The sequence below is a fragment of the Acaricomes phytoseiuli DSM 14247 genome, from assembly GCF_000376245.1.
GTDB classification, from domain to species: Bacteria; Actinomycetota; Actinomycetes; order Actinomycetales; family Micrococcaceae; genus Renibacterium; species Renibacterium phytoseiuli.
Window position 1 is genome coordinate 13,875 of the sequence record NZ_AQXM01000044.1, and the last position, 21,699, is coordinate 35,573.

The following is a 21,699-nucleotide window of genomic DNA, read 5'->3' on the forward strand; positions in this document are numbered from 1 at the left end:
GTCCCCTCGTGTCGCAGCTTCCCAGCTGTGTTGTTCTCCCCCCTATTTTTCCTCGAATTCGCCCAGATTCTCCACTCCGGGCAGCAGCGGAGCGATTTGGGGCAGTTCATCCAGCCGATCCAAGCCCAGCCGTTCCAGGAAATAACCGGTGGTCCGGTAGCGGGCCGCTCCGGTTTCCGGATCCGCCGCGGCATCGTCCTCTTCGATCAGACCGCGCTGCAGGAGCGTGCGCACCACCGAATCCACATTGACTCCGCGGATCGCGGAGATCCGCGAGCGCGAGACCGGTTGCCGGTAGGCGATTACCGTCAGCGTCTCGAGTGCCGCTTTCGACAGACGCGTGCTCTGCCCGTCCAGCACGAACCGCTGCACGAGGGGCGCGAACTCGGCGCGGGAGTAGAAGCGCCACCCGCCGCCGAGCCGGCGGAGCTCGAACCCCCGGGGTCTGGCACCGTCACCCTCCTGCGCTCCGGTGTAGTCCCGGGCCATGGCTTCGAGCGCATCGCGGACTTCTCCCCTCGGCCGACCCACCGCACTGGCCAGGGTGAGTTCGTCGAGGGGTTCTTCAGCGACCATGAGCACTGCCTCGAGCGCTGCCGCTAGGCCCCCGGGCAGGCTGTCCAGGTCGATCTCCCCGGGCTCTTCGAACCGCTGCTGGTCGAACCGCTGCTCAGCGGGGTTGCCCGCGGAATCATCCACGATGAGTTCAGGGGTCATGGGGAGGCCTCCGGTTCGAGGGGTTCGGCACCGTATTCATCATTCAGGTTCTCTGCGTTCCACTGCTCATCATGCCCGGTCCAGCGGATCGTGAGTTCGCCCAGCGGGCTCAGCTGCTCGAAGGCAATCACCTGATCCCGGTACATTTCCAACAGCGCCAGGAAGCGCGCCACGACCACGAGGGAACCGCCGGCGTCCGCCACGAGGGCGCGGAAGGACAGCGGCGCCCCTGCTGCAGCGCTCAGGCGCTGGCCGATCAGTACCGCCTGGTCTCGGACGCTGACCTGCGGCGCATGCAGGTGGTCCAGCCCCACCTCGGTGGGCAGCGGTTCCCGGGGGCGCAGCACGATGGCCGCTATCGCGGCGAAGTCCTCCGGGGTGTGCCGCCAGTCCAGCTCCGGCAGAAGCGCCTGGAAGGCTGGCTCTAGCCCGGCCTGCCGAGGCAGCCTGAGCCCTTCTTGCGCCAGGGTTTCGCCGAGGCCAATGGCAGCCTGCTTGAATGCGCGGTACTGCAGTAAGCGCGCGAAGAGCAGATCCCGGGCTTCGAGCGAGGCGATGTCCTCATCGCTCTCCACTTCACCCTGGGGCAGCAGCCGGGCGGCTTTCAGGTCGAGGAGCGTCGCGGCGACGACCAGGAATTCGCTGACTTCATCCAGCACTCCCGGGCCAAAGCCCTTCTCCTCCTGGAGCCGGCGGATGTACGCGATGAACTCATCGGTGACCGCGGCGAGCGCTACTTCGGTGATATCCAGCTCGCGCTTCCCGATGAGGTTCAGCAGCACCTCGAAGGGGCCGCTGAAATTCTCCAGGCTGACTTCGAAGCCCTCGTGCTGCTGTTCCTGCTGCTCGTCGAGCACCGCTTGCGCCTCGTGCGCCAGAGCCCGTTCTGATTCAGGGAGCCCCGCCACGAGCTATCAGCTCCTTGGCCAGACGCCGGTATGCCTCAGCCCCCTGATGCGTTCCCGCGTACGCGGTGATCGGCTCGGCGGCAACCGTGGCGTCCGCGAACTTGATGGTGCGCTTGATCACGGTTTCGAAGACCTTGTCCCCGAAGGCCTCGACGAGCCGGGCGATGACTTCGCGGCTGTGCAGGGTCCGCGGGTCGTACATGGTCGCCAGAACGCCATCGACCTGCAGGCGCGGGTTGATCCGATCCTGCACTTTCTCGATGGTCTCCACTAGCAAGGCGACCGCGCGCAGGGCGAAGAATTCGCAGATCAGCGGGATGATCACCCCGTGCGCTGCGGTGAGCGCGTTGACCGTGAGCAGGCCCAGCGAGGGCTGGCAGTCGATCAGCACCACATCGTAGTCGTCCTCGACCTTGCGCAGCGCCCGTTCCAGCACCTGCTCACGGGCTACTTCGTTGACCAGCTGGACTTCGGCTGCGGAGAGATCGATATTGGCCGGGAGTAAATCCAGGTTCTCGTGCTTGGTGCGCTGGATGGCATCCTGCACGTTGACCTTGCGGTCCATCAGGACGTTGTAGACGGTCAGGTCGAGTTCGTGCGGGTTCGTACCGAGACCCGCGGAGAGCGCGCCCTGCGGATCGAAGTCGACCAGCAGCACCCGCCGGCCCAGCTCGGCCAGGGCAGCGCCCAGATTGATGGTGGAGGTGGTCTTGCCCACTCCGCCTTTCTGATTGACCATCGCGATGACCCGGGCGGGGCCGTGCTCGGTCAAAATAGCCGGCTCACCGAATTTCGTGACTGGACGCCCGGTGGGGCCGAGCACTGTTTCCAGATCGGTACCGTCCAGAGTTTCGCTGCTCACCTGTCCCGCTTCCTTCTCACACTGATTCATTCCAGCTCATCAGCTGCCTGCTCCTGCTGGACTCATCCCGGTTTCGCGGAACTGGTCCTGAACTTCCACGTTACCGCTCGAGCCACGAGCGGCCGGGTAATTCCTACAGAATAACGGGCGAGCCTCAACCTTCAAGTAGAAGCTGAATCACGTGCTTGGGCGCCTCATTCCGGCACTCGCGCGGCGTGATGCAGAGGGTTCGCCAGGTTCCCGGCGTACTGCAGGGCGGAGGCGGGGTCGCTGAGATCGAGCATCTGCTGGTTGTTGCGCAGCTGCAAACGGTTGAGGCAGGAGAGCGTGAACTCCGGCATGAAGAAGTCGTAGCTGGCCCAGTTCTCGGCGAGCTCGGGGGCTTCCTGGCCGATCTCTTCCCAGTAGTTGAGCAGTGACTGCGCGAGCAACTGCCAGAACTCGTCCTCGTCGAGGATTCCCTCGGTATCCAGGATCTCGGCGAGGAAGCGGAAGACGCAGTCGATGACATCCGTCATGAGCGCTAGTTTCCGTTCTGCTTCGGGAATCCGCGCCCTGATCCGGCAGATGCTCTCGGGGATCTCGGTGCGCTCGCTCATCAGCACGACCTCTTCGCCGATGTCTTTGAGGATGGCCCGTACCGGGAACCCCTCGCGCAGCACCAGGATGATGTTCTCGCCGTGCGGCATAAAAGCCAGATCGTATTTCACCAGGCAGTGCACGATGGGCTCGGCATACGCCTTGAAGTACGCCCGGAGCCACTCCTGGGGAGTGCGCCCGGAATTCCTGATGTAGCCGCCGATGAGGCTTCTGCCCTGACGGTCCCGATGCAGCAACGAAGCCATGGTCACCGGGGTCTCCCCCACCGCGAGCTGCGGCACCGGGCTCTCCCGCCAGAGCGCCGAGAACATCTTCCGGTACGGCGAGCCCTTCGCCGCGGCCTGCTCATAATGCCGGTTGTGGTAGCCGATCGCGGCGACTTCCCGTAGCATGGTCAGCTCACGGCGCTGTAGGACCGGATCCGATGCGATCAGATCGCGCACCCAGTCGTTGATCGCGGGGGTGACCGCCATGTATTCCGGGGAGAGCCCCCGCATGAACCCCATATTGAGCACGGAGAGGGCGGTTTTGACGTAGTGCCGGCGCGGCCGGCTCAGATTGAAGAAAGTCCGGATGGACTGCTGCGCCTGATGGTCGTCAGCGCCCTCCCCGAGGAAGACGATCCGCCGGGCCGCGATCTCTGCCGCGAAAGTCACCTGGATCTTATGATCCCACTGCCACGGGTGCGCCGGCATCAGGTAGTAATCCTCGGCATCGAGCCCCTGGGCTCGAAGTGTTTCAGTGAACCGGCGGAGTTCCTCCGGGTCGAACTGGCTTTCCAGCAGCTGCTCATAGCTGGTGTCCGGAGACGCCGCGAAGACCGCATGGCTGCGGGCTACCGCGAGCCAGATGAGACGTACCGGAGCACCGGTTTCAGGAGCATAGGCAAGATACTGCGTGGCGCTGAAGCCGAGCCTTCCGTTATTGGCGACGAAACACGGATGCCCTTCGGTCATCGCCCGTTCGGCGCGTTGGAAAGCTTCCACGCGCTGGTCTTCCGGCCCCCCGGCGCTGATCGCGGCAGCCAGGGCGTCGATGCCGACCTCGGCCTCACGCGACTGCCGCTGCTGTTTATAGGCATCGGAGCCGAGCGTGCTCGAGATCTCCTCCAGATAGACCGGCAGCTGCTCCGCCGCGATGCCGAGCGTTTCCCGGAAGTCGGTGATGAAAGCCAGGGCATCCAGCTCCAGGGCGGTTCCGGAAGCATCCTGGCGGAGCAGACTCGCCGCGTCGATGCTCCAATGGGATAACTGGAGCTGCCGGGCCGTGAAAAGGTAACGCTCGCCGGAGGGGGCCAGCAGTTCGTACTGCTGCGGGCCGGCAGCACCCACCTGTCCATCCAGGGGATGCGGCGTCAGCAGCCGTTCATGAGAGAACTCCGCGATGGCTTTCGTCACCAGGTGTCGGCTGGCTGCAGCCCAGGACTCCCCGCTGAGCCAGCTCGCCTGGAAAACCGGATCAGCGGCCTGTGCACCGCTCTGCTGGCCGCCGAGTGAGCCCACCGGCTGATCCTCGCGCGCTGAACCGCTCTGCGACGCCTGGTAATCCGATCGCGTGCAGAAGCTGAGCCAGGCCTGCTTATCCGGCAGGGTGATCACGGCTTGTTTGCTGAAGCCCACTTCAGCATTGTGCTGATGCACTTTGTGGTTGCGGATATCGGGTTCCACCACGACGCGCTGGCTGTGCGGATCATCGAAAATACTCGCCATGATCGTGCTGAGCACCGCGGTGGTATATCCGGGTTTGGCCGGCCCGCTCCGGGGCGCCATCAGGAAGTGCATCCCGACATCGCCGCTGCGCACCGGGTAGAGCTCGGCCAGCGGTTCGCCGGCGGGGTCGTAGCTCTCCATGAGAAAAGCGGGCTGCGCTTCGCCTGCGGGAAGCTCAACCTCTGAGTGCGTTTTCTCGTAGCCCCAGAGAATCTGGTAGCCCGGGATCTCTGCCAGCTCCTGATATGCAGCCCGCACTTCCTCCTGGCTCTGCCCCAGCATGCCCCAGAACCTGGCGTACTCCTGGCAGACCCAGGAGTACAACAGGGCGGCGTCCCGGGTGGGGTCGTAGGGTACGAAAGTGAACTGGTACCCCGGTTCGGGCCGGTCGCCCCGGGTCACCGTGCCACCGCCACGGGTGCAGACTGTTTCGCGACGCCGAACTCCTGGAAGGCGATGCGCTGCTCAACCGGGTAGACCTCCCGGCCGAGCACACTGCGGAGGATGCAGGAATTGCGGTAAGGCCCCATCCCCAGATCCGGTGCGGTGAATCCGTGCGTGTGCAGCTCCGCGTTCTGCACGAAGACCTCCCCGGGCACAGCGGATATCGAATACCCGCGATCGACCGCGAACTGCCCCTGTACATCGAAGACCAGCCGGTCACGGACGCCTTCTAGGAACTCCGGCTGCCGATAGCTGTAGCCGGTAGCCGCGATGAGACCACCGGTCCGGAGTTCTGCGCGCTTGCCCTGTTCCATCTGCCGCAGGGTCAGGGTGTATCCCGCACCGTTGTGCTCGGCGGATTCCACTTCGGTGCTGCTCAGCAGGCGGGTCGGCACGGGCCCCGCCACCGAGCGCTGATAAAGCAGATCGTAGATAGCGTTGATCAAAACGCTATCGATCCCCTTGTAGAGGTTCTTCTGCTCCTGGCCCAGCTGAGCCCTTTGTTGGGGCGGAAGCTCATGAAAGTAATCGATGTATTCCGGGCTCGTCATCTCCAAGGTCAGCTTGGTGTATTCAAGGGGGAAGAACCGGGGCGATCTGGTCAGCCAGATGAGCTCGTAACCGTACTGCTCCTGCTCGCTGAGCAAGTCGTGGTAGATCTCCGCTGCGCTCTGCCCGGATCCGAGGACCGTCACCGAATCCAGCTGCTGCAATTCGGCCTTGCGGCTGAGGTATTCCGAACTGTGCAGCAGATGCGGCTGGCCGGGGCGGTCATGGAGCGGAGCCAGGCCTGGCGGCAGATACGGGATGCTGCCCGTGCCCAGCACGATCTTCCGGGTTCGCAAGGTGTGCTCGCCGCTGGCATCCGTGACGCGGAGCATATACTCCCCCGCACGGTGGTCGATAGCGGTCACCGCGGTACCGAACCGTACGGGAAGCTGCTGGGCGACCCACTGGCAGTACTTGTTGTACTCGGACCGCAGCGGGTAGAAGTCCTCCCGAATATAGAACTGATAGAGCCTGCCCTGCTGCTTGAGGTAATTGAGGAACGAATAGGGCGAGGTGGGATCCGCCATGGTGACCAAATCCGCTATGAACGGCACCTGGAGGTGCGCGTCCGGGAGCATCATTCCCGGATGCCAGTTGAACTCCTCCGCCTGATCGAGGAAGAGCACATCGAGCTCTGCCACCGGATCGGCCAGAGCCGCGAGGCCGAGGTTGAACGGGCCGACTCCGATGCCGATCAGATCATAGACTCGCTCGGAGTCCAGCGGGCCGGCAGATGCAGCGCCGGCGGTACCGGTGATTCGGGAAGTAGTAGCAGCATGGCTGAGGTCAGGCACGGGTGTCAGAGCCCTTCGTCTTCGGAGGTTGGTAGCGGACGGTCTGTAGTGAGCATGACATTAAGACATGCCATAGGACATAGCATTCAGCTGGACATCGCGGGAGCCCCGCTATACCGCGCCAGCTGCGGCCAGGCGGCGGCCGTGGGCCCGGAGCAGGTCGATGATCTCTTCGATATCCGCGACCGTGGCCTGCGGGTTCAACAGAGTGAATTTCAGATAGTTGACCCCATTCACCACGGTTCCCGCGACGACCGCTTCCCCGGAACCGAAGAGCTCGCTGCGGATCCGCCGGTTGAGCTCATTGAGCTGCTCACCGCTCAGCCCCGTGTCAGGGCGCGGAAGATAGCGGAAGACCAAGGCGCTGAGCTGCGGCTCGTTGAGCACTTCGAACTCGACGTCCGCGCGAAGCCGGCGGTGAACCGCTGTGGTCAGGTCGATGGTCTGATCCAGTAGACCGCCCAGGTTCTCCCGGCCCATCACGCGCAAGGTGAACCAGAGTTTGAGCGCGTCGAAGCGCCGGGTGGTCTGCAGGGATTTGTCGACCTGGTTCGGGATCGCCGCGGCGGCTGCCTCCGCCGGATTGAGGTAATCGGCGTAGTACGTCACGTGCTGCAGCGCTTCCCGGTTGCGCACGATCACCGCCGAGGAAGATACCGGCTGGAAGAAGGTCTTGTGGTAATCCACCGTCACCGAATCGGCATGCTCCACCCCGTCCAGCAGATGCCGGTAACGGTCCGAGGTGATGAGGCCTCCGCCGTATGCGGCGTCGACGTGAAACCACCCCTGGTGCTCGGCGGCGATCTCGGCCAGTTCAGAGAGTGGATCGATTGCACCGAAGTCTGTAGTGCCGGCGGTGCCGACGACGGCGATCGGGATCTGCCCTTCCGCCAGGCATTCGCGGATCGCCCTGCGCAGGTCTTGGGGGTCCATCCGCCAGTTGGCATCCACCTCGACGGGGATCACCGCGTCATAGCCCAGGCCGAGGATCGCGGCGGACTTCTGCACTGAGAAGTGCGACATCCGGGAGGTGAAGATGCGCATCCGGTCGAGCAGCAGCGGTAGCCGTGGGGCTTGTGCCGCGCTGCCGTATTGCTCTTGCAGCCGGGCCACCGCGTGGTTGCGGGCGATCAGCAGGGCTTGCAGGTTGGACTGGCTGCCGCCGGAGGTGAAGACCCCGTCCGCGTTCTCGCCGAGACCGAAAAGAGCCGCCGTCCAGTCGATCAGCTTGCGCTCGATCAGCGTCGCCCCGGCGCTCTGATCCCAGGTATCCATCGAGGAGTTGACCGCGCTCAGCACCACTTCCGCCGCAACCGCTGGAATCACCACCGGGCAGTTGAGGTGCGCAGCGTACCGGGGAACATGGAAGTACAGGGCATCCCGCAGGTAGACCGAGTTCAGTTCGGCGAGGGTCTCGTCGATGCTCCCCAGGGGCTGGTTAAGATCGATGCTCTCGATCACCGGGCTCAGCTCTTCCGGAGTGATGCCGGTGAACGGCCGATCCCGCCGGCTCAGCGTCGAGGCCGCAGCTCCTGCGACCCGGATGATGTCCTCGAGGTACCGGGAGGCCGAATGCTGGCCCAGAATCTGCTCGGCGGGTGAGCCCGGGGCTCGCAGCATACGAGTACCTTCCGGTTGCCCCCCGACGTCCAGCAGACTCTGATGTGAAACAGGCATAAAAGCTGACCTCTCAACGGAGAATATGAATACTTAGGAAAGGCTAACCTATAAAGACAGGTTTTGTCTCGGGTCTCCGTCGATCTTTTCCAGCCAGCAGTCACAGCTGCGTCAACCTTAGGCACCCGAGCAGCCGGCACGCCAGGTTTTCAGGGGATTTCCGGGCATTCCGGGCGCTTCTGGCCGGGTCGGAGAGCTTGCGAATACTGCCGTGTTATTCATAACAGTGGAGCCCTGAAGCGCCACCGGGCAGCCGATTCACCGCAGGTCGCGGCTCACGCACTGCGCTGTTGGACCTCCGCTGCCGCATCCCGGGTGGAGCCTTCGTGGCCACCGCCCTGCAGCTTCGATTCATCGAAGGGATCCGCGCCGGAAAGCACCCGGGACACTTGCCCCCGATCGATCTCCTTGACCCAGCTGCCCATGAGCACGGTCGCCACCGCATTGCCCGTGAAGTTGGTGAGCGCCCTGGCCTCGGACATGAATCGATCGATGCCCACGATGACGCCCACTCCATTGAGCAGCTCCGGGCGATGCGCCTGCAAACCGGCCGCCAGCGTGGCCAGGCCCGCCCCGGTGACTCCTGCAGCACCCTTAGACGCGATCACCATGAAGACCAGAAGAGAGATCTGCTCACCCAGGTTCATCTGCACACCCATGGCGTTGGCCACGAAGAGCGAGGCCATCGTCAGGTAGATGGCGGTGCCATCGAGGTTGAACGAATAACCGGTGGGCACCGTCACGCCCACAACCGGGCGGGAAACACCCAGATGCTCCAACTTGGCGATGAGCCGCGGCAGAGCTGCCTCCGACGATGACGTGGAGAAGATCAGAAGGTACTCGCGGCCCAGATAGCGCATGAGCGAGAAGATATTGATCCGGGTCACCGCGTAGAGAATCGAGCCGAGCACTAGGAAGATAAAGGCGATGCACGTCAGGTAGAATCCGATCATCAGCATCAGCATCGAACGCACCGCCGCGAAACCGGTGGCGCCCACTACCGCGGCGATAGCGCCGAAAGCACCGATCGGCGCTATCCACATGACCATCATGAGCACCCGGAAGACGAGCGCCTGAATCAGTTTCACCGCGTGCAGGATCGGCGCGCCGGCCTGGCCCATCTGCTGCAGTGCGAAGCCAACGAGGATCGCCACGAAAAGCGTGGGCAGCACCGGGATACCCGGCGGGATGATCTCGATCATGAAGTCGAAGAGCGCGTTACCGGTACCACCTGAAGTCGAAGGCTGGTATGCCTGCAGAGCCAGGCCCTCCCCGGGCTTCAGAAAGTTGCCGACGACCAGGCCGATAGCGAGCGCGAAAGTCGACATGGTCAGGAAGTACACCAGTGCTAGGCCGCCCACTTTCCCGATGGTCGCCGCTTTCGCGATGGACCCGATCCCGGTGACGATCGTGCAGAAGATGACAGGAGCGATCAGCATTTTGATCAGGTTCACGAAAATATCGCCAAGGGGTTTCAACGCTGTCGCGAAGTTCGTCGTCTGCCCCGGGCCGGCGGTGGCCTGGGCGATAAGACCCACCGCGACACCCAGCAGCACCGCGGCTATCACCGCGATGTAAAGCCAGTGCGTTTTATCGGGGCGACGCCCGGTGCCGTGCGCCTTCTTCAGCTTCTGGGCCGCCCTAACACCCCGGATGGATGCTGCTTCTCTTCGTCGAGAGCTCATGGTCTCCGCTCAATCTTCTTCGTTAGCAGCTCAACGGTCTGCGCTGATGATCTGCTCGGTAGTCTGCCTCCGCCATCCTGACCGGTAGAGTGAAGCAAGTCACGTTTATGGTCATACTGTTCATGCATGAACATAGGTTCCGTGGTCAGGTCGTTTACGCTCAGGAGGGCAGTTGCGGCAGTGGAGCATCGCCCGCAGGCTCTTTGTGGGTCAGCTGCTGTTCATCATCGTGCTGACCGTGACGGTGGTCATCGTCGCCTACCTCGGCGCACGGGAACAGACCTTCGCGCAGGCCGCCCAGCGCACCGCGAATATCGCAGCCACCCTGGCCGATTCCCCGCTTCTACCTGAAGCCGCTCGCTCAGCTGACCCCAGTTCTCTACTGCAGCCTTATGCCTCTGATGTGCAAGCGGATACCGGCGTCGACTTCATCACGATCATGGCACCGGACCGGACCCGGTGGACCCATCCGATTCCGGAAGAGATCGGCAGACCCTATATCGGCTCGGTGCAGGAAGCACTGAATGGCCGCAGTTGCACAGAGACCACTGCCGGGGCGCTCGGACCTTCGGTGCGCACTATCACTCCGGTTATGGCCCCGGCAGCTTCGCCTTCCGGTTCCTCAAGCTCTTCCAATGAGGAAGTCGTAGCAATGGTCTCGGTTGGGGTCACCGTCAGCGCCGTGGATATTGCGTTCACCGCCAGGGTTCCCGCGATTCTGGGCGCGGGCGGAGTGATGCTCATCGCCGGAGGGCTCGCCTCCTGGCTGGTCGGCCGGTACTTGCGGCGGGTCACCCTAGGGCACGGACCAGAGCAGCTCGGCCAGCTCTTCGGCTACTACCATTCAGTACTGCACGCCTTGCAGGAAGGCGTGGTCCTGACCGACAGCAAGGGAAAAATCGTCCTGTACAACGACCCCGCGGCCAGACTGCTGGATCTGCCACTGCTGGCCGTCGGCGCCGCACCGCCGGCACTGGAGTCGCTGCCGCTACCGGAAGGCCTTCGGACGCTGCTGCGGACCGGGCGCCAAGTCCGCGAGGAGATCCACGTCTGCGCTGGACGGCTGCTCGTGGTGAGTCAGGAACCAGCCAGGCCGCCGAGCAGTCAGCGGTCGCACGGAGCCGTAGCGGTGCTCCAGGACCGCACCGAGCTGCAGCGACTGGATCTGGAGCTGCACTCCACTCGAACCCTCACCGAGGCGCTGCGAGCGCAGACCCATGAGCATGCCAACCGGATGCACACCATGATCTCGCTTCTGGAGTTGAACCGCCTGGACGAGGCCCTGACCTTCGCGACGGAAGATCTGCAGCTCAACCAGGATCTCGTTGATGAGGTGGTCAGCGCGCACCGCGACCCGGTGCTAGCGGCCATCATCATGGGGAAACTGGCCCAGGCCGGAGAACTGGGAATCCGGATGGATGTGGGCTGGGAGCAGGGAGCCTCCTGCGAAGCCTTCGACGCCCATGACATCACCACTATCGTGGGCAACCTACTGGACAATGCTCTCGATGCCGCACTCGATTCCGGAACAGCAGAGAACCCAGGTAGCCGGTGGGTGAGGCTGGAAGTCCGGGGCGATGCGGAGAGCACGGCACCCGGCGTCGTCTTACGAGTGAGCGATAGCGGGCCCGGACTCGGCAACATCACCCCGCAGCAGGTCATCGAACGCGGCTTCAGCACCAAAGAGTCGGAAGCTTCCGGCCGTGGCATCGGGCTCGCGCTCGTCCATCAGTCGGTTTACCGGCTGGGCGGCAGGCTGGAGATCTCCTCGGCAGCGGACGTCACCGTGACCCTACCGAGCAGTGACATCGATGATGCAGATGACACAGAGAGCCCCCTGGCATGATTCGCGTGCTCATCATCGAGGACGAGCCGATTGTCGCCGAAGCGCACGCCCGTTACCTGTAGCGCCTCAATGGTTTCGAGGTCGCCGGCATCGCGCCGGACGCAGAGACCGCGCTGCGCTTCCTGGGCATGTCGGGAGCCACCCGGACGAGCAGCCCTCCGCCCGCCCATATCAATATCGTCGATGTCCTGCTGCTGGACATGAATCTGCCTGATCTGCACGGCTTGGAACTCGTGCAGCAGCTGCATGCCGCCGATCACCCAGTGGATATCATCGCGATCACCGCGGCTCGTGAGCTGGCCACGGTGCGGCAGGCGATCGCCGCAGGCGTAGTGCAGTACCTGATCAAGCCCTTCGCCTTCAGCGCCTTCGCCGAGAAGATGGAGGCCTACCGGGCTTATCGGATCCAGAGCTCGCGGGCAGCCGATGCGCCGGAGGCCTCAGCGGTTGACCAGAAAGCGGTAGACATGGCTCTGGCCAGCCTGCAGGGCGGGACGGCTCCGCGCCAGCAGCCTGAGCCGCACCTGCCCTTACTACCCAAGGGCCTCTCCGAGCAGACGCTGCGCTCCGTGATTCGCTGGCTGCGGTCGGTTCCGGCTCCGGTGTCGGCGCAAGAAGTCACCGATGCCCTGGGGATCTCGCGGGTCACTGCGCGCCGTTACCTTGAATATCTGGCGGACCACGGACCGGTACGGAGTTCTCCGCGCTATGGCAGCCCTGGGCGACCTGAGCACGAGTATTCCTGGAGAGCATCTGCCTCATCTCCATCAGCTCCACCTCAGCGCGGAAACCAGCCGCCAGTCGATCAGGCATGAACGCATTATGTATGCACAAAAAGCCCAAAACTCTCCGATCTTCCCAGTGATTGGTCTCTGTGCATACAATGAGGCTGTGCGCGCCAGTGAGAAGGCTTATCAGAGAATCCGGCAGGAGATCGTTTCCTGGCAGCTGGCTCCCGGCAGCCTTCTCGGCGAGGTGGAGCTTTCGGCCCGGCTGGGCGTCAGCCGCACGCCCGTTCGGGAGGCTTTGAGCCGCCTGGTCGCCGAAGGGCTCGCAGCACCCCGCGGAGGGCGCGGAATCGTCGTAAGCGAGCTCTCCCCCAGTACGCTCAACTCCCTTTACGAGCTCCGGCAGACTCTGGAATCCGCTGCGGCGGGCTTGGCCGCCGAACGCGGCGAAACTGAGACCTTTACGCAGCTGGCACAGCGCTTCACCCAGGCCCGCACCAGCCTCCAGGCCGGCATCAAGGCAGAAGCGTACTACGAGCTTTCAGCAGAACTCGACACCGCCCTGGACCAGCAGTGCGGCAATCCTTTCCTGGCGACCGCCCTCAGGCAATTGCGGCCGCAACTGGCCCGGGCCCGCCGCATGTCCAGGGAACACCGAACCAGACTCGCCGAAACAGCAACCGAGCACGCCAGGATCTGCACGGCGATCGCCAGCCGTGACGTCCGACTCGCCCAGGCCGCAACGACCGTCCACCTGCACAACTCACTTAAGCACCTGATGCAGACCATCGAGACCGTAGAGGAATCCGTATGAAGAATCACCCCGTTCGGGTCTATCGCAGTGAAGAGGCGCTCCCCCGCAAGGAACAGCTCGCCTACCGGATCGCCGAGGTCGCGGTGGACCCCGTCGGCGTCGAACCGCAGGTCACCGAGATGATCATCAACCGCATCATCGATAACGCCGCAGTGGCCATCGCCTCGCTCAACCGGGAACCCATCATCGCGGCCAGGGAGCAGGCCTTGAGCCACGCCGCATCGAAGTATGGCACCGGCTCCGGGGTCTTCGGTATTCCGGAGCGAACCAGCCCGGAGTGGGCGGCATTCGCGAACGGCGTCGCGGTCCGCGAACTCGACTATCACGACACGTTCCTGGCCGCAGACTATTCGCATCCGGGCGATAACATTCCGCCGATCCTGGCCGTGGCCCAACACACCGGTAAAAGCGGGCAGGATCTGATCCGCGGCCTGGCCACGGGCTACGAGATCCAGATCGACCTGGTCCGGGCCATCAGCTTGCACAAGCACAAGATCGATCATGTGGCGCACCTCGGCCCCTCCGCAGCCACCGGGATCGGCACCCTGCTGAGCCTCGACGCGGAGACGATCTTCCAGGCAGTCGGCCAGGCCCTGCACACCACCACGGCCACCAGGCAGTCCCGGAAGGGCCAGATCTCCACCTGGAAAGCCTACGCCCCGGCCTTCGCCGGCAAAATGGCCATCGAAGCGGTCGACCGGGCCATGCGCGGGCAGACCTCCCCCGAGCCGATCTATGAGGGCGAAGACGGAGTGATCGCCTGGCTGCTCGACGGCCCCGAGGCGCAGTACGAGGTACTGCTGCCGGAGGCGGGCGAGCCAAAGCGCGCGATCCTGGACTCCTATACCAAAGAGCACTCCGCGGAGTACCAGGCTCAGGCGTGGATCGACCTGGCCAGGAGACTGCACCAGCAGCGGCCGGAGCTCGCAGATCCGGAGAACATCGACTCCATCGTGCTCCACACCAGCCACCACACCCACTATGTGATCGGCTCCGGGGCGAATGACCCGCAGAAATACGACCCCACCGCCTCCCGGGAGACGCTGGACCACTCCATTCCCTATATCTTCGCGGTAGCACTGCAGGACGGACGCTGGCACCACGTCGATTCCTACACCCCGCAACGTGCCCAGCGGCCGGACACCGTAGCCCTCTGGCACAAGATCAGCACTGCGGAAGACTCTGAATGGACGCGGCGCTACCACACGACGGACCCGACCGAAAAAGCGTTCGGGGGCCGCGTGGAAATCAGCCTGCGCGATGGCAGCACCGTGACCGACGAGATCGCTGTCGCGGACGCTCACCCGCTGGGAGCCCGCACCTTCAGCCGGCCGGACTACATCGACAAGCTCCGCAGCCTGGCCGCCGAAGCCGTGGAACCGCAGGAGCTGGAGCGCTTCCTGATCGCCGTCGAGCGACTTCCGGAACTCGGCCCCGGTGAGCTGGATCAGCTGAATATCCAGGCGAAACCCGGTTATATCTCTACCGTCCCCGCCGCAGAAGGCACCGGAAACGCAGCGAAAGGAATCTTCTGATGCTCTACGCTCGTACGACGCCGCAGCAGAAGCGGCAAGCACTGCGGGAAGGGCTGCGCTCCGGGCAGCTGCTGCAGCTACCGGGAGCGTTCAACCCGCTCTCCGCGCAGCTGATCCAGGATAAGGGCTTCCCCGGGTTGTACATTTCCGGGGCGGTGCTCTCCGCTGACCTGGGGCTGCCGGATATCGGCCTGACCACGCTGACCGAAGTGGCCACCAGGGCCCGGCAGATCGCCCGGGTCACGGATCTTCCGGCGATCGTGGATGCTGACACCGGGTTCGGGGAACCGATGAACACCGCGCGCAGCGTTCAGGAATTCGAAGACTCCGGTGTGGCCGGACTGCATCTGGAGGATCAAATCAATCCGAAGAGATGCGGCCATCTGGACGGTAAAGCCGTCGTCAGTCTGGAGACCGCGGTGAAGCGCATCAAAGCTGCTGCCGATGCGCGGCGGGACCCTGATTTTCTGATCATGGCCCGGACCGATGCTGCTGCGGTAGAGGGCATCGATGCGGCGATCCGCCGCGCACAGGCTTTCGTCGACGCCGGAGCTGACGCGATCTTCCCGGAGGCCATGCGCACTCTTGCCGATTTCGAGGCGATGCGCGCTGCTGTCGATATCCCGATCCTGGCCAATATGACCGAATTCGGCAAAAGCGAGCTCTTCACCGCTCAGCAGCTGGCCGGTGTCGGAGTGAATATGGTCATCTATCCGGTGACGCTGCTGCGCAGTGCGATGGGCGAGGCCGAGCGCACGCTGGACACTCTGCGGGCTGAGGGCACCCAGAATTCCGCGGTGCCCGGGATGCAGACACGCGCCCGGTTGTACGAACTCGTAGACTACGAGGGATACAACCGGTTCGACTCGGCGGTATTCGACTTCGACGTGCCGGATGCCTACTCAAAGGAGAGCAGATCATGAGTTCGCAGGACAACCCGAACCCTCAGAACGATTCAGGTGCCGCCGAGATCCGCAAGGGCCTCGCCGGTGTTGTCGTCGACTACACGGCGATCTCCAAGGTCAATCCGGAGACCAACTCACTGCTGTACCAGGGATATCCGGTGCAGGAGCTGGCGGCGCAGAAAACCTTCGAAGAAGTCGCTTTGCTGCTCTGGAACGGCGAACTACCCGAAGCCTCGGAACTCACCGCCTTCGAGGCGATGGAACGGGCGAACCGAGCGTTGGATGAGAAGGTCAAAGCGGCGATCGACCTGCTCCCCGATGACTGCCATCCGATGGATGTCTGCCGTACTGCGACCAGCGTGATCGGTGCCGGCCACAGCCTGGCCGAGGATACCTCCGCCGAAGCTCAGCTGCGGAAAGCGCAGGAGCTCTTCGCCGCCATGCCGGCCGTGGTGGCTTATGATCAACGCCGCCGCCACGGACTGCCGCTGGTACCACCCCGCGAGGATCTGGGCTATTCGGCCAATCTGCTCTGGATGACCTTCGGTGAAGAAGCCGCACCCGAAGTGGTCGCCGCCTTCAACACCTCGATGATCCTCTACGCCGAGCATTCCTTCAACGCCTCCACCTTCACCGCACGGGTCATCACATCCACCCTGGCTGATCTGCATTCCGCCGTCACCGGAGCCATCGGCGCGCTCAAAGGGCCTTTGCACGGCGGGGCCAATGAGGCGGTGATGCATACTTTCGAGGAGATCAGTGCCGCTGGCGTCGATCCGTCGGAGTGGCTGGCCGATGCCTTGGCGCAGAAGAAGAAAATCATGGGCTTCGGCCACAGGGTCTACAAGAACGGCGATTCCCGGGTGCCCACGATGCGCGCGGCCCTGGACGATATGGCAGAGCATTACGGCAAGACCGAGCTGCTGGAGCTCTATACCGGTCTTGAAGAGGCCATGGCGGAGGCCAAGGACATCAAACCGAACCTGGATTATCCCGCCGGTCTGGTATACCACTTGATGGGTTTCGACACCCCGACCTTCACCCCGTTGTTCGTCGCGGCGCGGATCACCGGTTGGACCGCGCACATCATGGAACAGGCCGGGGCGAATTCGCTGATCCGGCCGCTCAGCGCCTATAACGGGTCCGATGAGCGGCACCTGAGCTGAACGCAACTCAGCGCTGGAATCCTAAGATTCGGTTTCGGCCAGCTTGTCCGGGTTGAGCTCCAGAGCCAGGAGCATGGTGTGGAGCTTGGCCTCCACCTCGGCGAGCTCGGCTTCCGGCAGGCTTCCGGGAACGATGCCGGCTCCGGCGAAAAGCCTGACGGTTTCACGGCCGGCGCTGCCCCCGTTGCTCACCTCGGCGCAACGGATGGTCACGGCCCATTCGCCGTCGCCGCTGCGGTCCATCCAGCCCACCGCTCCGGCGTAGAAGCCCCGATCCGCGGCTTCAAGCTCGGTGATGGCATGCTGCGCGGCGCCGGTTGGCCAGCCGCATACTGCCGGCGTCGGATGCAGAGCAGCTGCGAGCTGCAGCGCATTGGGCAGCTCCGCGGCTGCATCCGACGAAGATGCAGAAGATGCCAGCGGGCGGAGTTCACCGCTGATCCTCGTCGCGAGGTGGATCATCGTATTGGTCAGCAGGATCTCCGGTTCTGGGGGCACCTCCAGGCTCCGGCACCACGGGGTAAGAGCCTCGGCGACCATCTGCACCACGATGGCGTGCTCGGTGCGGTCCTTGGCCGAATTCCGCAGGAGCGCCATCCGCTGCTTGTCAACGTCGGGATCGAAGCTGCGTGGAAGCGAGCCGGCTAAGGGTGTGCTGATCACCCGGTCGCCGGTTCTGTTGATCAGCAGTTCCGGGCTGGCACCGACCATCACCCGTCCCTGCGGCAGCGGTGCCACGAAAACATAGGCGTGCTGATTCTGCCTAACCAGCCGGTTCAGCACCCGACGGAGGGGGAGCTTGCCGGCGAGGCGGGCCTGGAAGGATCGGGCCAGCACCGCCTTCTGCAGATCCGCACCCTTCATCAGGGAAAGAGCTTCCCGCACTGCGGCGAGGTAGTGCTGCGGCTCGCTTTCGGCGGCGAGCGAGAGGGTCTGCGCTGCCGCTTCCGCTTCATCTGCCGGCAGGGGCCAGGAAGCCAGCCCAGCATCCCGCAACGGCGCCGAACCCAGGAGCAGATGGCCGGGCTGGGCCGGGTCGAAAGGCACCGCTCCGGCGATCATGTCGTGATCCCGTAACAACCCGGGCGCCTGCTCTGCCAGTTCGGCTATCGGCAGCTGCACCGTGCGCTCGGGCGAGAGCAGCAGGCCGCCTCTGCCCGAGCCGAACAGAAAGTCATCCCGGCGGTAGCGGGCGGTGAGCGGCACGGCGGAGTCAGCGGCTGGTACGGAGTCAGCCGCCGGGGCGGTAGGGCTCGTGCCTGGATCGCATGAGGTGGATCGGGAATTCATCTGCTGCCTTACCTGCTCTCCAGAGCACGAGGGTGCGCCGCGGTGTAGACCTCACGTAGAGTGTCCGCCGTGACCAGAGTGTACACCTGGGTCGTCGTCACCGAAGCATGGCCCAGGAGCTCCTGGACCACCCGAACATCAGCCCCGCCTTCCAAAAGGTGCGTTGCGAAGGAGTGCCGCAGCGTGTGTGGGGAGACATCAGCGGTGATCCCGGCCCGTTCCGCGGCGGTTTTGAGGATGCTCCAGGCGCTCTGCCTGCTGAGCCGCCCTCCCCTCGTGTTCAGGAACAGCGCCGGCGTCGCTCCTCCCCGAGCGGCCAGAGCGGCCCGGCCCCGGATCAGGTAGGCGTCCACGGCCTGGGCCGCATACGAGCCCAGCGGAACCACGCGCTCTTTGGAGCCTTTGCCGAAAAGCTTGACCACCGCGGGCCCCGAGGCCTGGGGCGCAGCGGTGAGCTCGCCCATCACATCATCGACATCGAGGCCGACGGCCTCCGAGATCCGGGCTCCCGTGGCATACAAGAATTCCAGCAGCGCCCGGTTTCGCAGCCCCGCGGGCGTATCGGCGCTGTACACCTCAAGAAGCGCGATCACCTCGGAGACCTTGATCGCTTTCGGCAGGCGCCTGCCTGGCAGCGGTGGATGGATCTCGGCGGCTGGATTCGCCGGGCTCAGGCCCTCGAGCGCCCAGTACTTATGGAGTCCCCGGATCGCCACGACATTACGGGCCACGGATCGCACACCGAGACCGGAACCGCCGTCTGTCCCGGCGGAAAGGACCTGGAGAAAGTCCGAGATCTGCTGACGCGTCACTTCGGCGGGCGACGCGGCGCCCTGCGCCGCGAGGAAACTCAAGTAACGGCTGAGGTCGCGCCGGTATGCGGCAAGGGTGTTCGCCGCCAGTCCGCGTTCCACCGCCAGATGACGCTCGTATTCGCGCCAGGCCCGGCGCAGCGGGGTAGGAATATCCTCCAGCGACGTGCCCGGCTCACCCGCTGCTTCCGCCGGGCTCACCACTCGGTATCTGTTCTGGCGGGCTCTGTTTCAACAGGGCGCGCCGTGATCTGTGCATGCTCGGGCCACGGGGCATCCGCGGGGCGCAGACTCTCCGGCCCGCCGTGCTGTTGAACCGCGGCAAGCGCCAGTATCCCTGCAATCGTTGTGCCGTTGTGGATACGGCCGGAGAGAACCGCAGCAACGGCGGCCTCCAGCGGCTGCCAGTCCAGGACGATCTCCGATTCCTCTTCGGTGCGCTGGTGCCGCTCTGCTTCCGGCACTTCGTGCAGCCCGGTGGCCAGGTAGATCCGCAGAGCTTCTGATGAGGATCCCGGTGAGTTGTAGAGATCGACGAGCACGCGCCAGTCCTCGGCCCGCAGATCTGCTTCTTCCGCTAATTCTCTGGCCGCTGCCGTGTGATAGTCCTCACCGTCGATATCAAGTAGCCCGGCGGGCAGTTCCCACAGCATGGAGCGCACCGGATGGCGGTATTGACGCAAAAGCAGCACTCGGTGCTGTTCGTCCAGCGCAACGACGGCTACTGCCCCCGGATTCTCGATGAAATCACGGGTGAGGGGCTGCTGCGAATCGCTCAGCAGGAATGATTCGCGCATGACATCCCAGATCCTGCCGCCAAACATCCGCTGCCGGTCCAGGATCGACCGCTGCACCCTCTGGTCGCGAAGACTCATGCTGCTTTTCCCCTGCTCGCTCCAGAACTCCGGCTCAGACCTCTAGCAGCCGGGTTTCGCGCTGGCGCTCCAAAGCCGCCTTGATCAGCCCTGCGAAAAGGGCGTTGGGGCGCGTGGGGCGGGAGCTCAGTTCCGGATGCGCCTGCGTGGCCACATAGTAAGGGTGGCTCTCGCGCGGCAGCTCGACGTACTCGACCAGCTCGCCGTCCGGGGACGTGCCGGAGAACACCAGTCCGGCCGCAGACAGCTGATCCCGGTATTTATTGTTCACTTCGTACCGGTGCCGGTGCCGCTCACTCGCGGTCGTCACGCCGTAGGTCTCGGCGACCACGGACCCGGGCAAGAGCGTCGCCTCGTAGAGGCCCAGGCGCATCGTACCGCCCAGATCGCCCTTGCCGTCGACAATATCGAGCTGCTCGGCCATCGTGGCGATCACATGATGCGGGGCATCGGGTTCGAACTCGGAAGACGACGCACCGGCCAGGCCCACGACGTTCCGGGCGTATTCGATGACCATGCATTGCAGCCCCAAGCAGAGCCCCAGAACCGGGATCCGGCTCTCCCGGGCGAACCGCAGCGCTCCGAGCTTGCCTTCGAGCCCCCGGATGCCGAAGCCGCCGGGAACGCAAATGGCATCGACATCGCTCAGCGCCTCGGCCGCTCCCTGCGGGGTTGCGCAGAGGTCCGAGGGAACCCAGCGGATCTTCACTTTGGCTTGATTTGCGAAACCGCCCGCGCGCAGCGCCTCGGTGACCGAAAGGTAAGCATCGGGAAGGTCGATGTACTTGCCGACCAGCGCCACCTCGACCTCATCGGCCGGGTTGTGCACGGCAGCCAACAAGGTATCCCAGGTGCCCCAGTCCACGTCGGCGAAGGGCAGGCCCAGCGCCCGGACGATATAGGCATCGAGGCCCTGGCTGTGCAGAGTCTTGGGAATATCGTAGATACTCGGCGCGTCGGCGGCGTTGATCACCGCGTCGGTGTCGACATCGCACATCCTGCCGATCTTGGCGCGCATCGCTTCCGGCACTTCCCGGTCCGAGCGGACCACGATCGCCTCGGGCTGGATGCCGATGGATCGCAGTGCGGCCACGGAGTGCTGGGTCGGCTTGGTCTTGAGCTCCTGGGAGGGGCCGATGTACGGGACCAAGGAGACGTGCAGGAAGAAGACATTGGCCCGGCCGATATCCTGGCGCACTTGGCGAGCCGCCTCGAGGAAGGGCTGGGATTCGATATCGCCGACGGTGCCGCCGATCTCGGTGATGATGACGTCCGGGGCTTCTTCCAGGTGCTCGGTGGCGGGCAGGCGCATACGCCGCTTGATTTCATCGGTGATATGCGGGATCACCTGCACGGTGTCCCCCAGGTACTCGCCTCGGCGCTCTTTGGCGATGACCGTGGAGTAGATCTGCCCGGTGGTCACATTGGCGCTGCCCTCGAGGCTTTCGTCCAGGAAGCGCTCGTAGTGGCCGATATCCAGATCGGTTTCGGCACCGTCTTCGGTGACGAAGACCTCGCCGTGCTGGAAGGGGTTCATCGTCCCCGGGTCGACGTTAAGATAGGGGTCGAGCTTCTGCATCGTCACCGACAGGCCCCTGGCTCGGAGCAAGTGCCCGAGGCTGGAGGCGGTCAGGCCTTTGCCGAGTGAAGAAGCCACACCGCCAGTGACGAAAATATGCCGCGTCACAGAGTCGGATGTGCCGTGAGAAGGGTCAGATAACCGGGTATCTGCAAGGGATTCAGATCGATGCACCACGGAATTCAAGACTAGCACGCTGCAGCC

17 protein-coding genes are annotated in these 21,699 nt (G+C 64.2%); 6 read left to right on the top strand and 11 right to left on the bottom strand.

What is annotated here, in order from left to right; translation table 11 throughout:
* Positions 1-42: 42 nt before the first annotated feature.
* The 7 genes from scpB to C501_RS0102895 form a co-directional block, all read right to left on the bottom strand.
* On the bottom strand, positions 43-717 hold the full coding sequence (scpB, locus tag C501_RS0102865) for an SMC-Scp complex subunit ScpB (protein ID WP_018134124.1): 675 nt from the start codon (positions 715-717) through the stop codon (positions 43-45).
* Positions 714-1,625: a segregation and condensation protein A gene (locus C501_RS0102870; RefSeq protein ID WP_018134125.1), complete on the bottom strand. Its 912-nt coding sequence runs from the start codon at positions 1,623-1,625 to the stop codon at positions 714-716. Before C501_RS0102870 ends, scpB begins: the two co-directional genes overlap by 4 nt.
* The gene (locus tag C501_RS0102875; protein ID WP_018134126.1) at positions 1,609-2,517 is read right to left on the bottom strand and encodes a ParA family protein; all 909 of its coding nucleotides are present in this window, start codon (positions 2,515-2,517) and stop codon (positions 1,609-1,611) included. Before C501_RS0102875 ends, C501_RS0102870 begins: the two co-directional genes overlap by 17 nt.
* Before the next feature lie 164 nt (positions 2,518-2,681).
* Positions 2,682-5,198 carry a GNAT family N-acetyltransferase gene (locus C501_RS0102880; protein WP_018134127.1) on the bottom strand — a complete coding sequence of 839 codons (2,517 nt, stop codon included), beginning with the start codon at positions 5,196-5,198 and terminating at the stop codon, positions 2,682-2,684.
* Positions 5,195-6,583: a SidA/IucD/PvdA family monooxygenase gene (locus tag C501_RS0102885; protein WP_018134128.1), complete on the bottom strand. Its 1,389-nt coding sequence runs from the start codon at positions 6,581-6,583 to the stop codon at positions 5,195-5,197. Before C501_RS0102885 ends, C501_RS0102880 begins: the two co-directional genes overlap by 4 nt.
* Positions 6,584-6,694: 111 nt before the next feature.
* Complete coding sequence (locus tag C501_RS0102890) at positions 6,695-8,260, bottom strand: pyridoxal phosphate-dependent decarboxylase family protein (RefSeq protein ID WP_211206333.1); 1,566 nt, start codon at positions 8,258-8,260, stop codon at positions 6,695-6,697.
* Between the two features lie 275 nt (positions 8,261-8,535).
* Positions 8,536-9,945: a C4-dicarboxylate transporter DctA gene (locus C501_RS0102895; RefSeq protein WP_018134130.1), complete on the bottom strand. Its 1,410-nt coding sequence runs from the start codon at positions 9,943-9,945 to the stop codon at positions 8,536-8,538.
* A gap of 172 nt (positions 9,946-10,117) precedes the next feature.
* Here C501_RS0102895 and C501_RS0102900 point away from each other — a divergent pair, with 172 nt between their 5' ends.
* The 6 genes from C501_RS0102900 (at position 10,118) to C501_RS0102925 (ending at position 16,939) form a co-directional block, all read left to right on the top strand.
* Positions 10,118-11,791, top strand: coding sequence for a sensor histidine kinase (locus C501_RS0102900; RefSeq protein WP_018134131.1), 1,674 nt, complete (start codon positions 10,118-10,120; stop codon positions 11,789-11,791).
* 128 nt (positions 11,792-11,919) lie between these two features.
* Positions 11,920-12,606, top strand: a complete 687-nt coding sequence (locus C501_RS12285) for a response regulator (RefSeq protein ID WP_018134132.1) — start codon at positions 11,920-11,922, stop codon at positions 12,604-12,606.
* 76 nt (positions 12,607-12,682) lie between these two features.
* Positions 12,683-13,333, top strand: a complete 651-nt coding sequence (locus C501_RS0102910) for a GntR family transcriptional regulator (RefSeq protein ID WP_018134133.1) — start codon at positions 12,683-12,685, stop codon at positions 13,331-13,333.
* Entirely contained in the window at positions 13,330-14,868 is a 1,539-nt protein-coding gene (locus tag C501_RS0102915; protein ID WP_018134134.1) for an MmgE/PrpD family protein, read from the top strand. The genes C501_RS0102910 and C501_RS0102915 overlap by 4 nt, the downstream gene beginning before the upstream one ends.
* Positions 14,868-15,791, top strand: a complete 924-nt coding sequence (gene prpB / locus C501_RS0102920; RefSeq protein WP_018134135.1) for a methylisocitrate lyase — start codon at positions 14,868-14,870, stop codon at positions 15,789-15,791. The genes C501_RS0102915 and prpB overlap by 1 nt, the downstream gene beginning before the upstream one ends.
* Positions 15,788-16,939, top strand: coding sequence for a bifunctional 2-methylcitrate synthase/citrate synthase (locus tag C501_RS0102925; protein WP_018134136.1), 1,152 nt, complete (start codon positions 15,788-15,790; stop codon positions 16,937-16,939). Before prpB ends, C501_RS0102925 begins: the two co-directional genes overlap by 4 nt.
* A 21-nt stretch (positions 16,940-16,960) precedes the next feature.
* Here C501_RS0102925 and C501_RS0102930 read toward each other — a convergent pair whose 3' ends face one another.
* The 4 genes from C501_RS0102930 to C501_RS0102945 are packed head-to-tail and all read right to left on the bottom strand — an operon-like array spanning position 16,961 to position 21,690.
* Complete coding sequence (locus tag C501_RS0102930) at positions 16,961-18,229, bottom strand: isochorismate synthase (RefSeq protein WP_018134137.1); 1,269 nt, start codon at positions 18,227-18,229, stop codon at positions 16,961-16,963.
* Positions 18,230-18,237: 8 nt separating this feature from the next.
* The gene (gene xerD / locus C501_RS0102935; RefSeq protein ID WP_018134138.1) at positions 18,238-19,245 is read right to left on the bottom strand and encodes a site-specific tyrosine recombinase XerD; all 1,008 of its coding nucleotides are present in this window, start codon (positions 19,243-19,245) and stop codon (positions 18,238-18,240) included.
* Positions 19,239-19,916, bottom strand: a complete 678-nt coding sequence (locus C501_RS0102940; protein WP_043568023.1) for an NUDIX domain-containing protein — start codon at positions 19,914-19,916, stop codon at positions 19,239-19,241. Before C501_RS0102940 ends, xerD begins: the two co-directional genes overlap by 7 nt.
* Positions 19,917-19,950: 34 nt before the next feature.
* Complete coding sequence (locus C501_RS0102945) at positions 19,951-21,690, bottom strand: CTP synthase (RefSeq protein WP_026174542.1); 1,740 nt, start codon at positions 21,688-21,690, stop codon at positions 19,951-19,953.
* Positions 21,691-21,699 lie beyond the last annotated feature (9 nt).

Bases quoted from the DNA above. Each gene is read 5' to 3' on its own strand.
- scpB (WP_018134124.1), bottom strand. From the start codon at position 717: ATGACCCCTGAACTCATCGTGGATGATTCCGCGGGCAACCCCGCTGAG.
- C501_RS0102875 (WP_018134126.1), bottom strand. From the start codon at position 2,517: ATGAATCAGTGTGAGAAGGAAGCGGGACAGGTGAGCAGCGAAACTCTG.
- C501_RS0102890 (WP_211206333.1), bottom strand. From the start codon at position 8,260: ATGCCTGTTTCACATCAGAGTCTGCTGGACGTCGGGGGGCAACCGGAA.
- C501_RS0102895 (WP_018134130.1), bottom strand. From the start codon at position 9,945: ATGAGCTCTCGACGAAGAGAAGCAGCATCCATCCGGGGTGTTAGGGCG.
- C501_RS12285 (WP_018134132.1), top strand. From the start codon at position 11,920: ATGTCGGGAGCCACCCGGACGAGCAGCCCTCCGCCCGCCCATATCAAT.
- C501_RS0102915 (WP_018134134.1), top strand. From the start codon at position 13,330: ATGAAGAATCACCCCGTTCGGGTCTATCGCAGTGAAGAGGCGCTCCCC.
- prpB (WP_018134135.1), top strand. From the start codon at position 14,868: ATGCTCTACGCTCGTACGACGCCGCAGCAGAAGCGGCAAGCACTGCGG.
- C501_RS0102925 (WP_018134136.1), top strand. From the start codon at position 15,788: ATGAGTTCGCAGGACAACCCGAACCCTCAGAACGATTCAGGTGCCGCC.
- C501_RS0102930 (WP_018134137.1), bottom strand. From the start codon at position 18,229: ATGAATTCCCGATCCACCTCATGCGATCCAGGCACGAGCCCTACCGCC.
- C501_RS0102940 (WP_043568023.1), bottom strand. From the start codon at position 19,916: ATGAGTCTTCGCGACCAGAGGGTGCAGCGGTCGATCCTGGACCGGCAG.